This window comes from Limnohabitans sp. 15K (assembly GCF_002778285.1).
Lineage (GTDB): Bacteria > Pseudomonadota > Gammaproteobacteria > Burkholderiales > Burkholderiaceae_C > Limnohabitans_A.
On record NZ_NESM01000003.1, the window covers coordinates 95284 to 110162 of the forward strand.

Sequence of the window (14879 nt, forward strand, 5' to 3'; positions counted from 1 at the left end):
TTATCCCGCCGAGCCCAGTGCCAAACCGGCGTGCTCGCGCAGCGGGTGGAAGTGGATTTTGGGGAAGCGCTCTTGCGCCAGTCGCACGTCGTAGGGGCTGGTGCACAAATACGCCAGCGTACCTGCCGCGTCCAGCGACATGCGCTGGGGGTAGGCGTTGGTGAATTCGCGCAGTTCGGCCGGGGTGTCGGCGGTGATCCAGCGGGCGCCGGTGTACTGGCAGCCTTCCAGGCGTACGTCACAGTCGTACTCGGCTTTGAGGCGGTGCTGCACCACTTCAAATTGCAGCTGACCCACAGCGCCGAGCAACATGGGGCCGCCGATTTCGGGTTTGAAGACCTGGATCGCGCCTTCTTCGCCGAGTTGGTCGAGGCCGGTTTGCAGTTGCTTGGTGCGCAGCGGGTTCTTCAGGATCACGGTCATGAAGAGTTCGGGCGCAAAGAAGGGAAGGCCGGTGAATTGCAGGTTGGCGCCGTCAGTGATGGTGTCGCCCAGCTGCACGCCGCCGTGGGTGGTGAAACCAATGATGTCGCCCGCATAGGCTTCGTCGACCGCCTCTCTCCTTTGTGAGAGGAAGGTGACCACGCTGGTGGGGCGCAGTTCTTTGGCGGTGCGCTGCACCTTGAGTTTCATGCCGGGGGTGTATTTGCCAGACGCCATGCGCACGAACGCAATGCGGTCGCGGTGGTTGGCGTCCATATTGGCTTGCACCTTGAACACCACGCCCGAGAACGCGCTGTCTTCGGGCTGGATTTCTTTGACCACGGGCTGTTTGTTGACCAGCAGATTGCTGGTGCGGGGCTTGGGCGCGGGGGCCAAGTCGACCAAGGCGTCCAGCACTTCCATCACACCGAAGTTGTTCACGCCGGAGCCGAAGAATACGGGGGTTTGTTTGCCTGCCAAGAAGGCCGCTTCGTCAAATGCGGGCGATGCGCCGGTGGCCAGCTCCATGCTGTCCATCGCAGTTTGCCACTCCAGGCCAAAGCGCTCGGCCAGTTGGGCTTGCTCGGTGAGGGGGATGGTTTCGAAGTCTTGCGGCAGGCGTTCGCTGCCGGAGTCAAACACGGTCATGGCCTGCGTGCGCAGGTTGATGATGCCGCCAAACGATTTGCCTTGGCCCACAGGCCAAGTCATGGGCACGCAGGGCATGCCCAGTTCGCGTTCGACTTCGTCGAGGATGTCGAGCGGGTCGCGCACTTCGCGGTCCATCTTGTTCACAAACGTGATGATGGGCGTGTCGCGTTGACGGCAGACCTCGATCAGGCGGCGGGTCTGTGCTTCCACACCGTTGGCCGCGTCAATGACCATGAGCGCCGAGTCCACCGCCGTGAGCACGCGGTAGGTGTCTTCCGAGAAGTCTTTGTGGCCGGGCGTGTCGAGCAGGTTGATGACGTGCTCGCGGTAGAGCATCTGCATCACGGACGAAGCCACCGAAATGCCGCGCTGCTTTTCGATTTCCATCCAGTCCGAGGTGGCGTGGCGCGAGGCCTTGCGGGCCTTGACGGAACCAGCGATCTGGATCGCGCCCGAGAACAGCAAGAGCTTTTCGGTCAGCGTGGTTTTACCCGCGTCGGGGTGCGAAATGATGGCAAAAGTCCGGCGGCGCCGGGTTTCGTGGGCGTAGGTCACAAGGGGTCCTGAAATCGTGCGGTCGGCCAAGGGCCGCCGTGGTGGCCAGGCCCGGGCGGGCTGGCGAAAGTGGTGATTTTACCGGGCCAAGTGCACTCTGGACCTGGCGCTTCGGTGCTGGTTCAGTGCTGGGTTAGCGTTTGGCCACGGGGCATTTGGCGTCGTCGTCCCACGGCAAGGGTTGGATGTCGTCGGCGTCGCAGTTGGGCGTGCCGGCTTCGCAGCGGGGGCGCAGCTCTTTGAACTCCAGACGCAGCTCCACCCGTCGGCTTTTTTCGGGCTGGTTCAAGATGGCCGAGTTGAAGGACGAGCCGCCGACAAAAAACTGCTCGCGGATGGCTTGGCGGTCTTCTGGGTTCAGGGCGTCGGCCGCTTTGTTGTCAAGCAGCACGCACAGCACGCGCTGCGAACGTTCCAGGCTCAGGTTGAGGTTGTAAAGGTACGAGCCCTCGGGGCTGGCATAGCCTTCCAACACAAACCGTTTGAGCCAGTTTTGGCATTCGGGTGTGCGGGCGATTTGAAGCATATGGGGCACAAAACCGCGCAAATAAGCCGCGCGTTGGGCTTCGAGCTCGTTGCTGTCTTTGGGGAATTCAGCCAGGGATCCGAGCTCCAACGTTTGGCCGCGCAGTTTCAAGCCGGGGTAGGGGGTGCTTTGGGTGATCTCGCGAATGTCGTCCAAGCAAGCCGAGATCGCGGTGTCGCGTTGAGCCCGGCCTTCGTCCATTTTTCGCAGGCCTTGTGTGACGTTGAGCAGGGCCACCGCCATGGCCACCACAAACAGCACCATCAGCGCGGTCATGAGGTCGGAAAACGAGATCCAGAAGGGTTTTTCTGCCTCGTCGCGGTGCCTTTTGACAGGCGTTCTTCGGGAGCCGAGCATCGGGTTTCAGCGCTGCGGTGAACCGGTGGCAGAGCTGCGCAGCTGGTTCAAGATTTTGTAGGACAGCGCGGCTTGAATTTCGGTCGCCAGTGTCAGGCGCTCCACCGACTGCATGCCGCCTTGGGGCGTGAACAGGGTGTCGAGCGCTTGCTGCAGTTCTTCGACTTGGCGGTAACGGCCCGTGAGGACCGACTTTTCGATCCAGGTGAACACCATGGCCAAGGTGATGGCCAAGGCCGACACCAAAAAGGCATGGCCCACGGTTTGCACCAGTTGGCTCAACTCGGCCTGCACGCGTTCGGGGTTGGACACGTCAAAACCGATCAACCCGGCAATCAGGCCCGTGAAGGTGCCAATGATGCCCACGCCGGTCAGGATGCCGGGGATGTGTTTGTAGAAGTTCGATTGCAAAGGCGTGTCGACCAAGACTTGCTCGGTGAAATACATATCGGCGTGGCTGCTGGCCTGCCATTTGCCGGCCGTGGTGGCGGCTGACCCTTCGAGTTGCTGCAAAGATTCCAAGGCTTGGCTGTACTCGCGCCAGACCTGGGCCAGCTGAGGATCGTTCTCGGCCAACTGTTCGATGTTGGACAAGTCAATACGGCCACCACTGGTGGTCTGCCCCATCTGTCCAAAAAAAGCCCGCGACAAATGGCTGACGCGCTGCCTTGCGACACCCAATGGTCCGGCATCGGCGGCTTGCCACTGCGGCTGCAGCGTGCTGGCGTATTGCTGCCAAGCGTGCTGCAGCGGGGGGGAGGTCATGACCTCGCTTTTGAGCTGGGCCAAGTCGATGGACTGCGAGGGGCTTTGGACGATCAGCTCGATGAGCTGGGCATGGACACGGTTCAGGCTGGTTTTGAGCGTCAGCGCAGGGCCAATGAAGCGGTTGGCGTAATCCAGCGCGATGAGGCCGATCACGGCGGCCACCAAGCACAAATGCCAGTAGTCGGTAAAGAGGGGCATCAATTGGGGCATGGGCTTGGCAGGTGAGTGGGCGGTTAAGGTTGGGGGCAGTCTAGCAAATGCCCGGCGAGCAACCCTGCAACGGGGGCGATCTTGTGGTCCATGGCTGGCTGTGTTGAAAAGACTGCGATAGAATTCATCATTCCGAGGAGCGTTGCAGCGCCCCCTGGCTTTGAACAAAAGCTGGCAGCGGGGCGTGAGGCTCGGAACACTTCAACAGCAACGACGCTCATCCACACGACGTGCGGTGAGCCTGTTTTTCCCCTTCAGTGCTTTGCCCATGTGTGTGGTTCATTCACATTGCTTGGAGCTTTTCTCATGAATGCACGTATGCCTTCTACCGTCAACGCTGACTGCGTGATCGCCGATATCGGCCTGGCCGATTGGGGCCGCAAAGAAATCAAAATCGCCGAGACCGAAATGCCGGGCCTGATGGCCATCCGTGAAGAGTTCAACAAGTCGCAGCCCCTGAAGGGCGCGCGCATCACGGGCTCACTGCACATGACCATTCAGACGGCCGTGCTGATCGAGACCTTGCAAGCCTTGGGCGCTGACGTGCGTTGGGCCTCTTGCAACATCTTCTCGACCCAAGACCACGCCGCTGCCGCCATTGCCGCCAAGGGCACGCCTGTGTTCGCCATCAAGGGCGAAACCTTGGCCGACTACTGGGACTACACCCACCGCATTTTTGACTTCGGCGCGGCAGGCACACCCGGCGAAGGCCCCAACATGATCCTGGACGATGGCGGCGACGCCACGCTGCTGATGCACCTGGGCAAGCGCGCTGAAACCGATGCTTCTTTGATTGCCAACCCCACCAGCGAAGAAGAGACCTGCCTGTTCAACGCCATCAAGGCCAAGCTGGCCGTGGACCCGACCTGGTACAGCCGTAAGGGCGCGCACATCATTGGCGTGACCGAAGAGACCACCACCGGCGTGTTGCGCCTGAACGAGATGGCCGCCAAAGGCAGCCTGATGTTCCGCGCCATCAACGTGAACGACTCGGTGACCAAGAGCAAGTTCGACAACCTGTACGGCTGCCGCGAATCCTTGGTGGACTCCATCAAGCGCGCGACCGACGTGATGATCGCCGGCAAAGTGGCCGTGGTCGCCGGTTACGGTGATGTGGGCAAGGGTTCGGCCCAAGCCCTGCGCGCCTTGAGCGCCCAAGTCTGGGTGACCGAGATCGACCCGATCAACGCCCTGCAAGCCGCGATGGAAGGCTTCAAAGTCGTGACCATGGAATACGCCGCCGACAAGTGCGACATCTTCGTGTCGGCCACCGGCAACAAGAACGTGATCCGCTACGAGCACATGGCCGCCATGAAGGACGAAGCCATCGTTTGCAACATCGGCCACTTCGACAACGAAATCGACGTTGCCTCTTTGGAAAAACTGCAGTGGGACGAGATCAAGCCCCAGGTTGACCACATCATCTTCCCCGATGGCAAGAAGATCACCTTGTTGGCCAAGGGCCGCTTGGTGAACTTGGGTTGCGCCACTGGCCACCCCAGCTTTGTGATGTCGTCCTCGTTTGCCAACCAGACCATTGCTCAGATCGAGCTGTTCACCAAACAAGACCAGTATGAAAACGGCAAGGTTTACGTGTTGCCGAAGCACCTGGACGAAAAAGTGGCGCGTTTGCACCTGAAGAAGGTCGGCGCGATGTTGTCCGAACTCAGCGAAGAGCAAGCCGCTTACATCGGTGTGTCTAAAAACGGTCCTTACAAAGCCGACACTTACCGTTATTGAACCCAATCGCCCGGGGGCGGGGCTCCTACAGATGAGGCCTTCTGGCTTTACCCCCTGTGGGAGCGACGCCCTCGTCGCGATTGAAGGTTTCATCGCCCCGAGGGCGTCCCACAGGCGATTCTTAAAACTGAAATGACCGATTGATGCGCATTGACCAACTTCTCGTCGAACGTGGCCTGGCCGCTTCTCGCTCTCAAGCCCAGCGACTGATTGCTGGGGGCGTTAAGTGGCAGCAGCCCGACGGGGCTTGGCGCACCGTCGTCAAGAACCGTGACGAGGTGCCCGAGAGCGCTGCTCTGGAGTTGCTCGATGACGCCGAGTCGCGCTATGTGTCTCGCGGCGGCCTCAAGCTCGAAGGCGCATTGAAGGCCACGGGCATTAAAGTCGATGGTTTGCGCTGCCTGGATGTGGGCCAAAGCACCGGTGGCTTCACCGACTGCTTGCTGCAACACGGCGCGTCCGAGGTGGTGGGTGTGGATGTGGGCCATGCCCAGGTGCACCCGCGCATCAGCCAAGACGAACGTGTGGTTTGCATCGAGGGCGTGAACGCACGCGAGCTGGAGCCGGGCGATGAACGCATTCACGATGCGCTGGAAGGTTTCGATGTGATGGTGGGCGATGTGTCGTTCATCTCGCTCACCCTGGTGCTGCCAGGCGTGGTGCATTTGCTCAAGCCCACGGGCCAGTTGCTCATGCTGGTGAAACCCCAGTTCGAGTTGCAACCGGGTCAAGTGGGCAAGGGCGGCATCGTGAAAGACGACACGCATTTCCCGTTCATCGAAAACCGCGTGCGCACGGCACTGATCGAATTGGGCATGAAAGTGACGGCTTGGCTGGACAGCCCGATTGCGGGTGGTGACGGCAACCACGAGTTTTTTGTGCAAGCCTGCTGGCCCAACCCAGACGCGGTATTGCCCGCACGCGAGGCCACGCGCGTGGCACACGAGGCCGATCTGGCCGCCAAGGCGTATGCCAAGGCCAACGACTATTGATTTTTGAAGGTGACGTGATGTCTGGTTTGAAGCTGCCGATCAGCCTGGAATTTTTCCCACCCAAAACGCCTGAGGGCGCAGACAAGCTGCGTGGCGTGCGCGAGAAGTTGTATGCCCTGAAGCCTGAGTTTTGCTCGGTGACTTACGGTGCGGGTGGCTCAACGCAAGAAGGCACTTTTTCGACCGTGAGCGCCATCCTCGGTGAAGGCGTTGCAGCTGCTTCGCACTTTTCGTGCATTGGCGCAACCAAGGCTTCGGTGCGCGAAGAGTTGGCCACACTCAAGGCCATGGGCGTCAAGCGCCTGGTGGCTTTGCGTGGCGACTTGCCCAGCGGCTACGGTGCGGGTGGTGAGTTTCACTACGCCAGCGATTTGGTGGCGTTCATTCGGGCTGAGACGGGTGACGATTTCCACATCGAAGTGGCGGCCTACCCCGAAATCCACCCTCAGGCCAAGTCGCCCGAAGCCGATTTGCAGGCTTTTGCCACCAAGGTCAAGGCCGGTGCCAACTCGGCCATCACCCAATATTTTTACAACAGCGATGCCTACTTCCGCTTTGTAGATGATGCCTACAAACTCGGAGTGGACGTGCCCGTGGTGCCCGGCATCATGCCCATCACCAGCTCATCGCAGTTGCTGCGTTTTTCAGACGCGTGTGGCGCAGAAATACCGCGCTGGATTCGCCTTCGCCTGCAAGGCTATGGGGATGACATCGCCTCGATCAAGGCGTTTGGCCTGGAGGTGGTGTCGGACCTGTGCGAGCAGCTGATCAACGGTGGCGTGCCCGCGATTCACTTCTACACCATGAACCAGAGTGCGGCGACCTTGGACATTGTCGAGCGCTTGAATTAATTCGAGGTCATCGCCCCGAGGGCGGGGCTCCTACAACAGCAGCCTGCCATCGCGCGCAAGCGACGTTCCTTTGTAGGAGCGGCGCCCCCGCCGCGAAGGTTTTCAACGCTCGTCGAAACTCACCACCACCCTGTCGCTGGTGGCGCGGGCTTGGCAAGACAGAATGAAGCCTTGCTCGACTTCGGGCTTTTCGAGGGTGAAGTTCTTCTCCATCTCGGTGGTGCCTGCCATGACTTTGCAGCGGCAGGTGCAGCAAACCCCGGCTTTGCAGGAGTATGGCAAGTCCATGCCCAGTGACAAAGCGATGTCGAGGATTTTTTGGTTGCGGCGCATCGGCATGTTGTAAGGCTTGCCGTCCAGCACCACGGTGAGCTGAACTTCACCCGATTCACCACCAGCGCTGTTGGCGTCACCCATGCTTTGATCGGGTTTGCCCAGCACCGCTTTGGCCCGTGCTTCGGGCGTCAATGCGTCCAAAGTGGGGGAGCTGAAGCGTTCGCTGCGGATGCGTTCGGGCTTGACACCTGCCGTCAACAGGGCTTGCTCGGTCGCTTCGATCATGGCCTCGGGGCCGCACACAAACACTTCGTCCATGCTGCCCACCGGCAAAAACGCGTCGATGATGGCTTGCACTTTGGCCGCGTCAATGCGGCCTTCGAGCAGCGGCACTTCTTGCGCTTGGCGCGACAAGATGTGGATCAAGGTCAGGCGCGAAGGGTAACGGTCTTTCAGGTCTTGCAGCGCTTCGTTGAACATGACGCTGTCCATGCGGCGATTGCCGTAGACCAATGTGAATTTGCTCTCTGGCTGCTCCTCCAGGGTGCTGGCCAAAATCGACAGGATAGGGGTGATGCCCGAGCCCGCTGCAAAGCCCACGCGGTGAATGGCGCGGGGGCGCTGCACCACAAAACGGCCATCGGGTGGCATCACGCGCAGGGTGTCGCCGACTTTCAGTTGGCTGGCTGCCCAGTTGGAAAACACGCCGCCCTCAACAGGGCGAATGCCCACTTCTAGTAGACCTTGTTTTTGCAGCTGGCTGCGTGCCGAGCTGATGGAGTAACTGCGTCGCACATCGTTGCCGCCGATGTCGGCGCGCAGCGTTAAAAACTGGCCAGGCTGGAAGTCAAAGCTGCTGCGCAGGTCCGTGGGCACGTTCAGCGTGATGGCCACGGCACCGGCCGCCTCCGGGTTGATGCGTGAAATCTGAAGGTCATGAAAGCGGGGAGCGGACATGGTGCATGACTGCTGCAAGGCAGTTCAGTAAGGTTTGAAGTAATCGAAGGGCTCCATGCAGGCCAGGCACCGGTAAAGGGCTTTGCAGGCGGTGGAGCCGAAATGGGAGGTTTCTGTGGTGTTGGCCGATCCGCACTGTGGGCAGTTCACCACCTCGGGCTTGGCACTGCGGGCCGCAAACTGCACGACGTTGGCTGCGCCAGATGGGGCGCTGGCGCAGGCATGTGGCGGGGCAATGCCATAGGCACGCAGCTTGTCTTTGGCGGCCTCCGTCATCCAGTCCGTCGTCCACGCCGGGGCCAATTGCGTCACCACACGACCTTGCAGTCCGTTGGCTTGCAGCAGGGCTTTCACGTCGTCTTCGATTTGGCCCATGGCGGGGCAGCCGCTGTAAGTGGGCGTGATGACGACCTCTAGCCCTTGTCCGCCTTCACGCACGTCACGCAAGATGCCCAGCTCGCGCAGTGTGACGACCGGGATTTCCGGGTCGGTCAGCTGCTCGAGCAATGCCCAAGCATGGGCCACATCGGCGGTGCGTTGGGGCGTAGAGGCTGGCAAAGCAGTGAAGGCCATTGGCGTGAATTACCAGGTCGCTTCGGGGTGTGCTCGAGCGAGGCTTTGCATTTCTGCCAGAACAAAACCCAGGTGTTCCGAATGAATGCCTTGCTTGCCGGTGGGCACAAAGCCGCCATCGGCGGGACGCTGGAGCGTGGCTTCTTGCAATGCGGCGTCCACGATCTGGTTCCAGTCGTTTTGCAGAGCCGCCATGTCGATGCCGGTGCCGTTCGCTTGAGCGGCCTGCTCTTGTGGGCTGGTGCTCCAGAACTCTTGGCAATAAGGCATCCACTGATCCACTGCTGTTTGCGCTTTGGCGTGCGAGGCGTCGGTGCCGTCGCCCAGACGTACCACCCAGTCGCGCGAATGGCGCAGGTGGTAGCGAACTTCTTTGAGAGATTTGGCTGCAATGGCGGCCAGTTGCGCGTCTTTGGAGGCTTGCAATTGGTCCCACACCAGCACCATCAAGCTGCTGTACAAAAAGTTGCGCACGATGGTGGTGGCAAAGTCTCTGTCACCTGTCGATGTGGCCACCATGAGGGGCATGTGCGGCAATTCGCACAGGGTGTAGTTTTTGAAGTCGGGCACATCGCGGAAATACGCGAGCGTGTCTTCGGTGGCACCACCGCCTTGCAGTTCGGCCGCGTGCTGGTAAAGCATGCGGGCTTGACCGATCAGGTCGAGGCTGTTGTTGGACAGCGCGATGTCTTCTTCGAGGATGGGGCCGTGGCCACACCATTCGGCGTTGCGCTGACCGAGGATCAGTGCGTTGTCGGCCAGGTGCAGCAGGTAATCAACAGGAGCGTTCATTTCAGGGTCGCTCACATGTGTCCGACTTCGTCGGGGATGACATAAAACGTCGGGTGGCGGTACACCTTGTCACCGGCCGGATCGAAGAACTCGGGCTTGTCATTGGGCTCACTCGCCGAAATGCTGGCCGATGGCACGACCCAAATGCTCACGCCTTCTTGGCGGCGGGTGTAAACATCTCGAGCCATTTGCAAAGCGTGCTCAGAGTCCGAGGCGTGCAGGCTGCCGCAGTGTTTGTGCTCCAGACCTTGCTTGGAGCGGACAAACACTTCCCACAGGGGCCATTCTTTCAATGCGGCGGTGTTGGCAGTGGTGTTCATGCGGCCTCCTTCATTTGGCGTGTTTGTTGTTTACGGGCGTGGGCCAAGGCCGCTTCGCGCACCCAGGCGCCATCGTTCCAGGCCTTGACGCGAGCGCCCAAGCGCTCTTTGTTGCAGGGGCCGTTGCCGTTGACAGTCGCCCAGAATTCGTCCCAGTCGATCTGGCCGTAATCGTGCGCTTGGCGCGCTTCGTTCCACTTCAGATCGGGGTCGGGCAAGGTCACGCCCAGCACCTTGGCTTGAGGCACGGTGGCGTCGACAAACTTCTGACGCAGGTCGTCGTTGCTGATGCGCTTGATGCCCCAGCGCATGCCTTGTGCGCTGTTGGGACTGTCGGCGTCGGGTGGCCCGAACATGGCCAAGCATTTCCACCACCAGCGGTTCACGGCGTCCTGCACCATGGCTTTTTGCTCGGCTGTGCCTTGCATCATCACCAAAAGGGCTTCGTAGCCTTGGCGTTGGTGGAAGCTTTCTTCCTTGCACACACGAACCATGGCACGGGCGTAGGGGCCGTACGAGCAGCGGCACAGGGGCACCTGGTTCATGATGGCCGCGCCATCGACCAGCCAGCCGACCACGCCGACATCGGCCCAGGTCAGGGTGGGGTAGTTGAAGATGGAGCTGTATTTGGCTTTGCCCGTGTGCAGGCCGTCCAGCATTTGGTCGCGGCTGGTGCCCAAGGTTTCGGCCGCGCTGTACAGGTACAGGCCGTGGCCGGCTTCGTCTTGCACTTTGGCGATCAAAATCGTTTTGCGCTTGAGGCTAGGCGCGCGGCTGATCCAGTTGGCTTCGGGCAGCATGCCCACAATCTCGCTGTGCGCGTGTTGGCTGATCTGGCGCACCAGGGTTTTGCGGTAGGCCTCTGGCATCCACTCGCGGGGCTCGACGCGGCCGTCAGCATCGATGCGGGCGTCAAATTGGGCTTGCAAAGCGGCGTCTTGCGCGCTCAGGGCTTTGGGCACGGCCTTCAGGCCGGCTGACTTGGCGTCTTCGGAACCGTCCGGGACGCTGAATGATTGCGTGTACATGGGATTCTCCTGCGCCAAACAGGATGGAATGATCGCGGCGCAGATGCCAGTATACCCATTAACCGACCGTGCGGTCGGTTAATTTCAATGCCCCGCGCTCAGGTATTTCCCTGATGCCCATGCCCCTCAAAGCATCAAGACGATTCCACCGCCCAGTTCTTGCCGGACCCACGCGCCAGGGCAGGTCCCACCATGTCCAGCGCCTTGCGGATCTGGTCTTTCAGGGTGAAGGGCGGGTTGATGACAAACATGCCGCTGGCCACTAGGCCGCCTTCGTCACCGGGACCGCGGCCAATGGCCAGTGTGGCGTTGAGCCAAGGCTTTTGCGATTGGTTGGCCAAGGTGCGCAGGCGTTTGGGCAAGTCGTGTGCTTCGGGGCGCGGGATGATCGGGTACCAGACCAGATAAGTGCCTGTAGAAAAGCGCTTGAGGTATTCCTGAATCACGTTGGCCACTTTGGCGTAATCGGATTTGATCTCGTAGCTGGGGTCGATCAACACCATGGCACGCTTGGAGCCAGTGGCCGAAGGCGGTGGCGGCAGGATCTTTTTGAGGGCTTCAAAGCCGTCTTCGCGGCTCACGGTCACCGTGCGTCCGGCTTCGAGTTGAGCGATGTTGGACGTCAAGGATTTGCTGTCTGTCGGGTGCAACTCGAATAAGCGCAGGCGGTCACGCGAAGCGTGGCGCATCAGTTTGTGCATCAGAAAAGGCGAGCCAGGGTAGATTTTGGCTTGCCCGTTGGGGTTGAAGCTGGCGATCTGTTCCAAGTAATCCTGGACCGGCTCGGGCAAGGTGTCGAGCTTTTCGGCGGCGGCCAAAAGCTTGAACAAGCCGTCCTCGGCTTCGGCGCCTTTTTGTGAATAATCACCGTCCAGGCGGTACAAACCGGCCCCGGCGTGGGTGTCAATCAGGGTGATGCCGGCCTCTTTTTGCATGAGGTGGCGCATGGTCGCGAGCAAGGTGATGTGTTTGAGCACATCGGCATGGTTGCCCGCGTGAAAAGCGTGTCGGTAACTGAACATCCCTTGATGGTAACCAATTACGCCCGCAAGTCCTTGATTTTTCGTATAATAGAAGGCTTCGCAGCGATTCAGTGGTCCCGCGGCGAAGACGCTGACTGCCGCAAGGCATTGGCAAATTCCCACCTAAGAGGCTCCCAAAAGAGGAGCACCGACCGTGGAAAAGGACCCGCCAAACCTTTCTTTTAAAGAGAAAACTCATGACAACAACTTTCAGCGCAAAACCCGCTGAGGTCGTGCACGAGTGGTTTGTGATTGACGCGACCGACAAGGTCCTCGGACGAGTAGCCAGCGAAGTTGCTCTCCGTTTGCGCGGCAAACACAAGGCCATTTACACGCCTCACGTCGACACCGGTGACTTCATCGTCATCATCAATGCTGCCCAGCTCAAAGTGACTGGCACCAAGACGATCGACAAGATTTATTACCGCCATTCCGGCTACCCAGGCGGCATCACTGCCACCAACTTCCGCGACATGCAAGCCAAGCACCCTGGCCGCGCACTCGAGAAGGCTGTCAAGGGCATGTTGCCCAAGGGCCCACTCGGTTACGCCATGATCAAAAAACTCAAGGTGTACGGTGGCGCTGAGCACCCCCACACCGCCCAACAGCCTAAAGTGCTGGACATCTAAGGAGCCTTGAGATGATTGGTGAATGGAACAATGGCACAGGCCGTCGCAAATCCAGCGTCGCCCGCGTGTTTCTGAAAAAAGGCACAGGCAAGATCACGGTCAACGGCAAGGACATCCAAGCCTACTTCGGCCGCGAGACTTCGATCATGATCGCCAAGCAACCCCTCATGTTGACCAACCATGCCGAAACTTTCGACATCATGATCAACGTGCACGGCGGTGGCGAATCCGGTCAAGCCGGCGCATCGCGCCACGGCATCACCCGCGCCCTGATTGACTACGACGCTTCGCTCAAGCCTGTGCTGAGCCAAGCTGGTTTTGTCACCCGTGACGCCCGTGAAGTCGAACGTAAAAAGGTCGGCTTCCACTCAGCCCGCCGTCGCAAGCAGTTCTCCAAGCGTTAATCCGCTTTTTCTGCTTCGTCAAAAAGCCGCATTGGTTCGCCAAGGCGGCTTTTTTGTTTTTGGCGCGCTTTGTTTGGTTCTCCTTAGTGGCCAGACAAAGTCCATGTGCGCAGTAGCGTTACTGAGGCCGACAGGCTTTAATTCCCGACCAGCGCGCTATACTATTTAGCATTGAACCGGAGAAATACCATGAGCGCTCTTGCTGAAAACATCCAGACCGAAATGCCCGCACCGATTGTCTTCACCGACAGCGCGGCCGCCAAAGTGGCCGACCTGATCGCCGAAGAGGGCAACCCCGAACTCAAACTGCGCGTGTTTGTGCAGGGTGGTGGTTGTTCAGGCTTCCAATATGGCTTCACCTTCGATGAAATCACCAACGAAGACGACACCACCATGAGCAAAAATGGCGTGTCTTTGCTGATCGATGCCATGAGCTACCAGTACCTGATCGGCGCAGAGATCGATTACAAAGAAGACTTGCAAGGCGCTCAGTTCGTGATCAAGAACCCGAACGCCACATCCACCTGTGGTTGCGGTTCGTCTTTTTCGACCTGATCGATGGGCACGGCGAGCGGTGCTCGCCACACATCAACGGGGGTAAATGGCCCCCAAGACACGGGCGCCTTGGGCGCCCGTGACGCTTGGCAAGCTCGATGTTTCACGCCTCAGGGTTTTGGCGGCCAGCCAGGCAAAGGCGGCGGCCTCAACCTGCAGAGGGGGTAAGCCCCGCAACTCGCTGCTGAGCACTTGCACACCGGGCGAGTGGTGACCCAGGCGCTGCATGAGCTGTCCATTCAAAGCCCCGCCCCCACACACAATCAACTCGCGTGCCTCAGGCGCGTGCCGCTGCACGTCATGCGCACAGGCCATGGCTGTGAATTCGGTCAAGGTGGCCTGAACGTCTTGAGGCTGCAGGGTGTATGAGGGCAATCGTGCTTGAAGCCAAGACGGGTTGAAAAGATCGCGCCCCGTACTTTTGGGGGGCGATCGCTGCAAAAAGGCTTCGGCCATCAGGGTCGTCAACAAATCGGGGATAACACGTCCTGTTGCCGACCAAGCACCGTTGTCGTCATAGGGTGCGCCGGTGTGGGTAGTGCACCAATGGTCCATGAGTGCGTTGCCTGGTCCGCAGTCCCAGCCGAGAACAGAACCATCTGGCCGAATCACGCTCAGGTTGGAGATGCCGCCGATGTTGAGCACGGCCACGCAAGAGGCAGTGTTGCCAAAAACACCTTGGTGAAAGGCGGGCACCAAGGGCGCACCTTGACCGCCTGCTGCCAGATCGCGGTTGCGAAAATCAGCCACGACGTCGATGTCCGTCAACTCGGCCAACAAAGAGGGGTTGATCAGTTGAAGTGTGTAGCCCACGGGTGCGCGTTCAAGGGCGGCGTTGCCATCGAATTCCAAAGGGCGGTGCCGCACGGTTTGACCATGGGCACCCAAGGCTGCGATGTCTTGGGCTTGCAAGCCACTGGATGCCAGCAACGCGTGTACAACCTGGGCGTAATGCCGTGCGATTTGGTTACCCGCCAGTGCACTGCGGTGCAACTCATCGGCGCCACTTTGGTTGAGGGCCATGAGCTCGGCTTTGAAGGGTGCGTCGAAAGCGGCAAAGGCATGGGCCTGAACGGCCAATTGCCCTTGAGGGGTGATGCGCGCCAGCACGCCATCCACGCCATCCAAAGAGGTGCCAGACATCAGGCCGATGAAGTATTGGGGCGAGGACATATGGGAGAAGGCGCTAGGACTGTGGTCGGGGTTCAGTGGGGTGCACTGACATGGGCGGACCGTGCATCAAAAAAGGG

The 14879-nt window shown here is 59.9% G+C and carries 16 protein-coding genes and 1 riboswitch; of the genes, 6 read left to right on the forward strand and 10 right to left on the reverse strand.

Features of this window, described 5'->3' with window-relative positions:
* From B9Z40_RS11610 to B9Z40_RS11620, 3 genes are all read right to left on the reverse strand, one after another.
* On the reverse strand, positions 1-1629 hold the full coding sequence (locus B9Z40_RS11610; RefSeq protein WP_053173521.1) for a peptide chain release factor 3: 1629 nt from the start codon (positions 1627-1629) through the stop codon (positions 1-3).
* A 133-nt stretch (positions 1630-1762) separates the two neighbouring features.
* A complete protein-coding gene (locus B9Z40_RS11615) occupies positions 1763-2512 on the reverse strand; it encodes a flagellar motor protein MotB (protein WP_100173528.1) in 750 nt (249 codons plus the stop codon).
* A 6-nt stretch (positions 2513-2518) separates the two neighbouring features.
* The gene (locus B9Z40_RS11620; protein ID WP_100173529.1) at positions 2519-3490 is read right to left on the reverse strand and encodes a hypothetical protein; all 972 of its coding nucleotides are present in this window, start codon (positions 3488-3490) and stop codon (positions 2519-2521) included.
* Positions 3491-3618: 128 nt separating this feature from the next.
* Positions 3619-3716, forward strand: a riboswitch (S-adenosyl-L-homocysteine riboswitch).
* 80 nt (positions 3717-3796) lie between these two features.
* On the opposite strand from B9Z40_RS11620, the gene ahcY reads away from it, so the two are divergent.
* From ahcY to metF, 3 genes are all read left to right on the forward strand, one after another.
* Positions 3797-5230, forward strand: coding sequence for an adenosylhomocysteinase (gene ahcY, locus B9Z40_RS11625; RefSeq protein ID WP_100173530.1), 1434 nt, complete (start codon positions 3797-3799; stop codon positions 5228-5230).
* 143 nt (positions 5231-5373) lie between these two features.
* Positions 5374-6222: a TlyA family RNA methyltransferase gene (locus B9Z40_RS11630; protein WP_100173531.1), complete on the forward strand. Its 849-nt coding sequence runs from the start codon at positions 5374-5376 to the stop codon at positions 6220-6222.
* A gap of 17 nt (positions 6223-6239) precedes the next feature.
* A complete protein-coding gene (gene metF, locus B9Z40_RS11635; protein WP_100173532.1) occupies positions 6240-7073 on the forward strand; it encodes a methylenetetrahydrofolate reductase [NAD(P)H] in 834 nt (277 codons plus the stop codon).
* 102 nt (positions 7074-7175) lie between these two features.
* On the opposite strand, the gene B9Z40_RS11640 is transcribed toward metF, so the two are convergent.
* The 6 genes from B9Z40_RS11640 to B9Z40_RS11665 all read right to left on the reverse strand — a co-directional run bounded on the left by B9Z40_RS11640 (position 7176) and on the right by B9Z40_RS11665 (position 12041).
* On the reverse strand, positions 7176-8306 hold the full coding sequence (locus B9Z40_RS11640) for a 2Fe-2S iron-sulfur cluster-binding protein (RefSeq protein WP_100173533.1): 1131 nt from the start codon (positions 8304-8306) through the stop codon (positions 7176-7178).
* Between the two features lie 24 nt (positions 8307-8330).
* Entirely contained in the window at positions 8331-8879 is a 549-nt protein-coding gene (gene paaD / locus B9Z40_RS11645; RefSeq protein ID WP_100173534.1) for a 1,2-phenylacetyl-CoA epoxidase subunit PaaD, read from the reverse strand.
* 9 nt (positions 8880-8888) lie between these two features.
* Entirely contained in the window at positions 8889-9671 is a 783-nt protein-coding gene (paaC, locus tag B9Z40_RS11650; protein ID WP_100173843.1) for a 1,2-phenylacetyl-CoA epoxidase subunit PaaC, read from the reverse strand.
* Between the two features lie 11 nt (positions 9672-9682).
* A complete protein-coding gene (paaB, locus tag B9Z40_RS11655; protein ID WP_100173535.1) occupies positions 9683-9991 on the reverse strand; it encodes a 1,2-phenylacetyl-CoA epoxidase subunit PaaB in 309 nt (102 codons plus the stop codon).
* Complete coding sequence (gene paaA / locus B9Z40_RS11660; RefSeq protein WP_100173536.1) at positions 9988-11019, reverse strand: 1,2-phenylacetyl-CoA epoxidase subunit PaaA; 1032 nt, start codon at positions 11017-11019, stop codon at positions 9988-9990. Before paaA ends, paaB begins: the two co-directional genes overlap by 4 nt.
* 134 nt (positions 11020-11153) lie before the next feature.
* Positions 11154-12041 (reverse strand): 23S rRNA (adenine(2030)-N(6))-methyltransferase RlmJ, encoded by an 888-nt coding sequence (locus B9Z40_RS11665; protein ID WP_100173537.1) that lies wholly within the window; start codon positions 12039-12041, stop codon positions 11154-11156.
* A gap of 197 nt (positions 12042-12238) precedes the next feature.
* On the opposite strand from B9Z40_RS11665, the gene rplM reads away from it, so the two are divergent.
* From rplM to erpA, 3 genes are all read left to right on the forward strand, one after another.
* Positions 12239-12670 carry a 50S ribosomal protein L13 gene (gene rplM, locus B9Z40_RS11670; RefSeq protein ID WP_019431015.1) on the forward strand — a complete coding sequence of 144 codons (432 nt, stop codon included), beginning with the start codon at positions 12239-12241 and terminating at the stop codon, positions 12668-12670.
* A gap of 11 nt (positions 12671-12681) precedes the next feature.
* The gene (rpsI, locus tag B9Z40_RS11675; protein ID WP_100119427.1) at positions 12682-13074 is read left to right on the forward strand and encodes a 30S ribosomal protein S9; all 393 of its coding nucleotides are present in this window, start codon (positions 12682-12684) and stop codon (positions 13072-13074) included.
* 189 nt (positions 13075-13263) lie between these two features.
* A complete protein-coding gene (gene erpA / locus B9Z40_RS11680) occupies positions 13264-13629 on the forward strand; it encodes an iron-sulfur cluster insertion protein ErpA (protein ID WP_100173538.1) in 366 nt (121 codons plus the stop codon).
* A 33-nt stretch (positions 13630-13662) separates the two neighbouring features.
* Here erpA and B9Z40_RS11685 read toward each other — a convergent pair whose 3' ends face one another.
* Entirely contained in the window at positions 13663-14802 is a 1140-nt protein-coding gene (locus B9Z40_RS11685; protein WP_100173539.1) for an anhydro-N-acetylmuramic acid kinase, read from the reverse strand.
* Between the last annotated feature and the right edge of the window lie 77 nt (positions 14803-14879).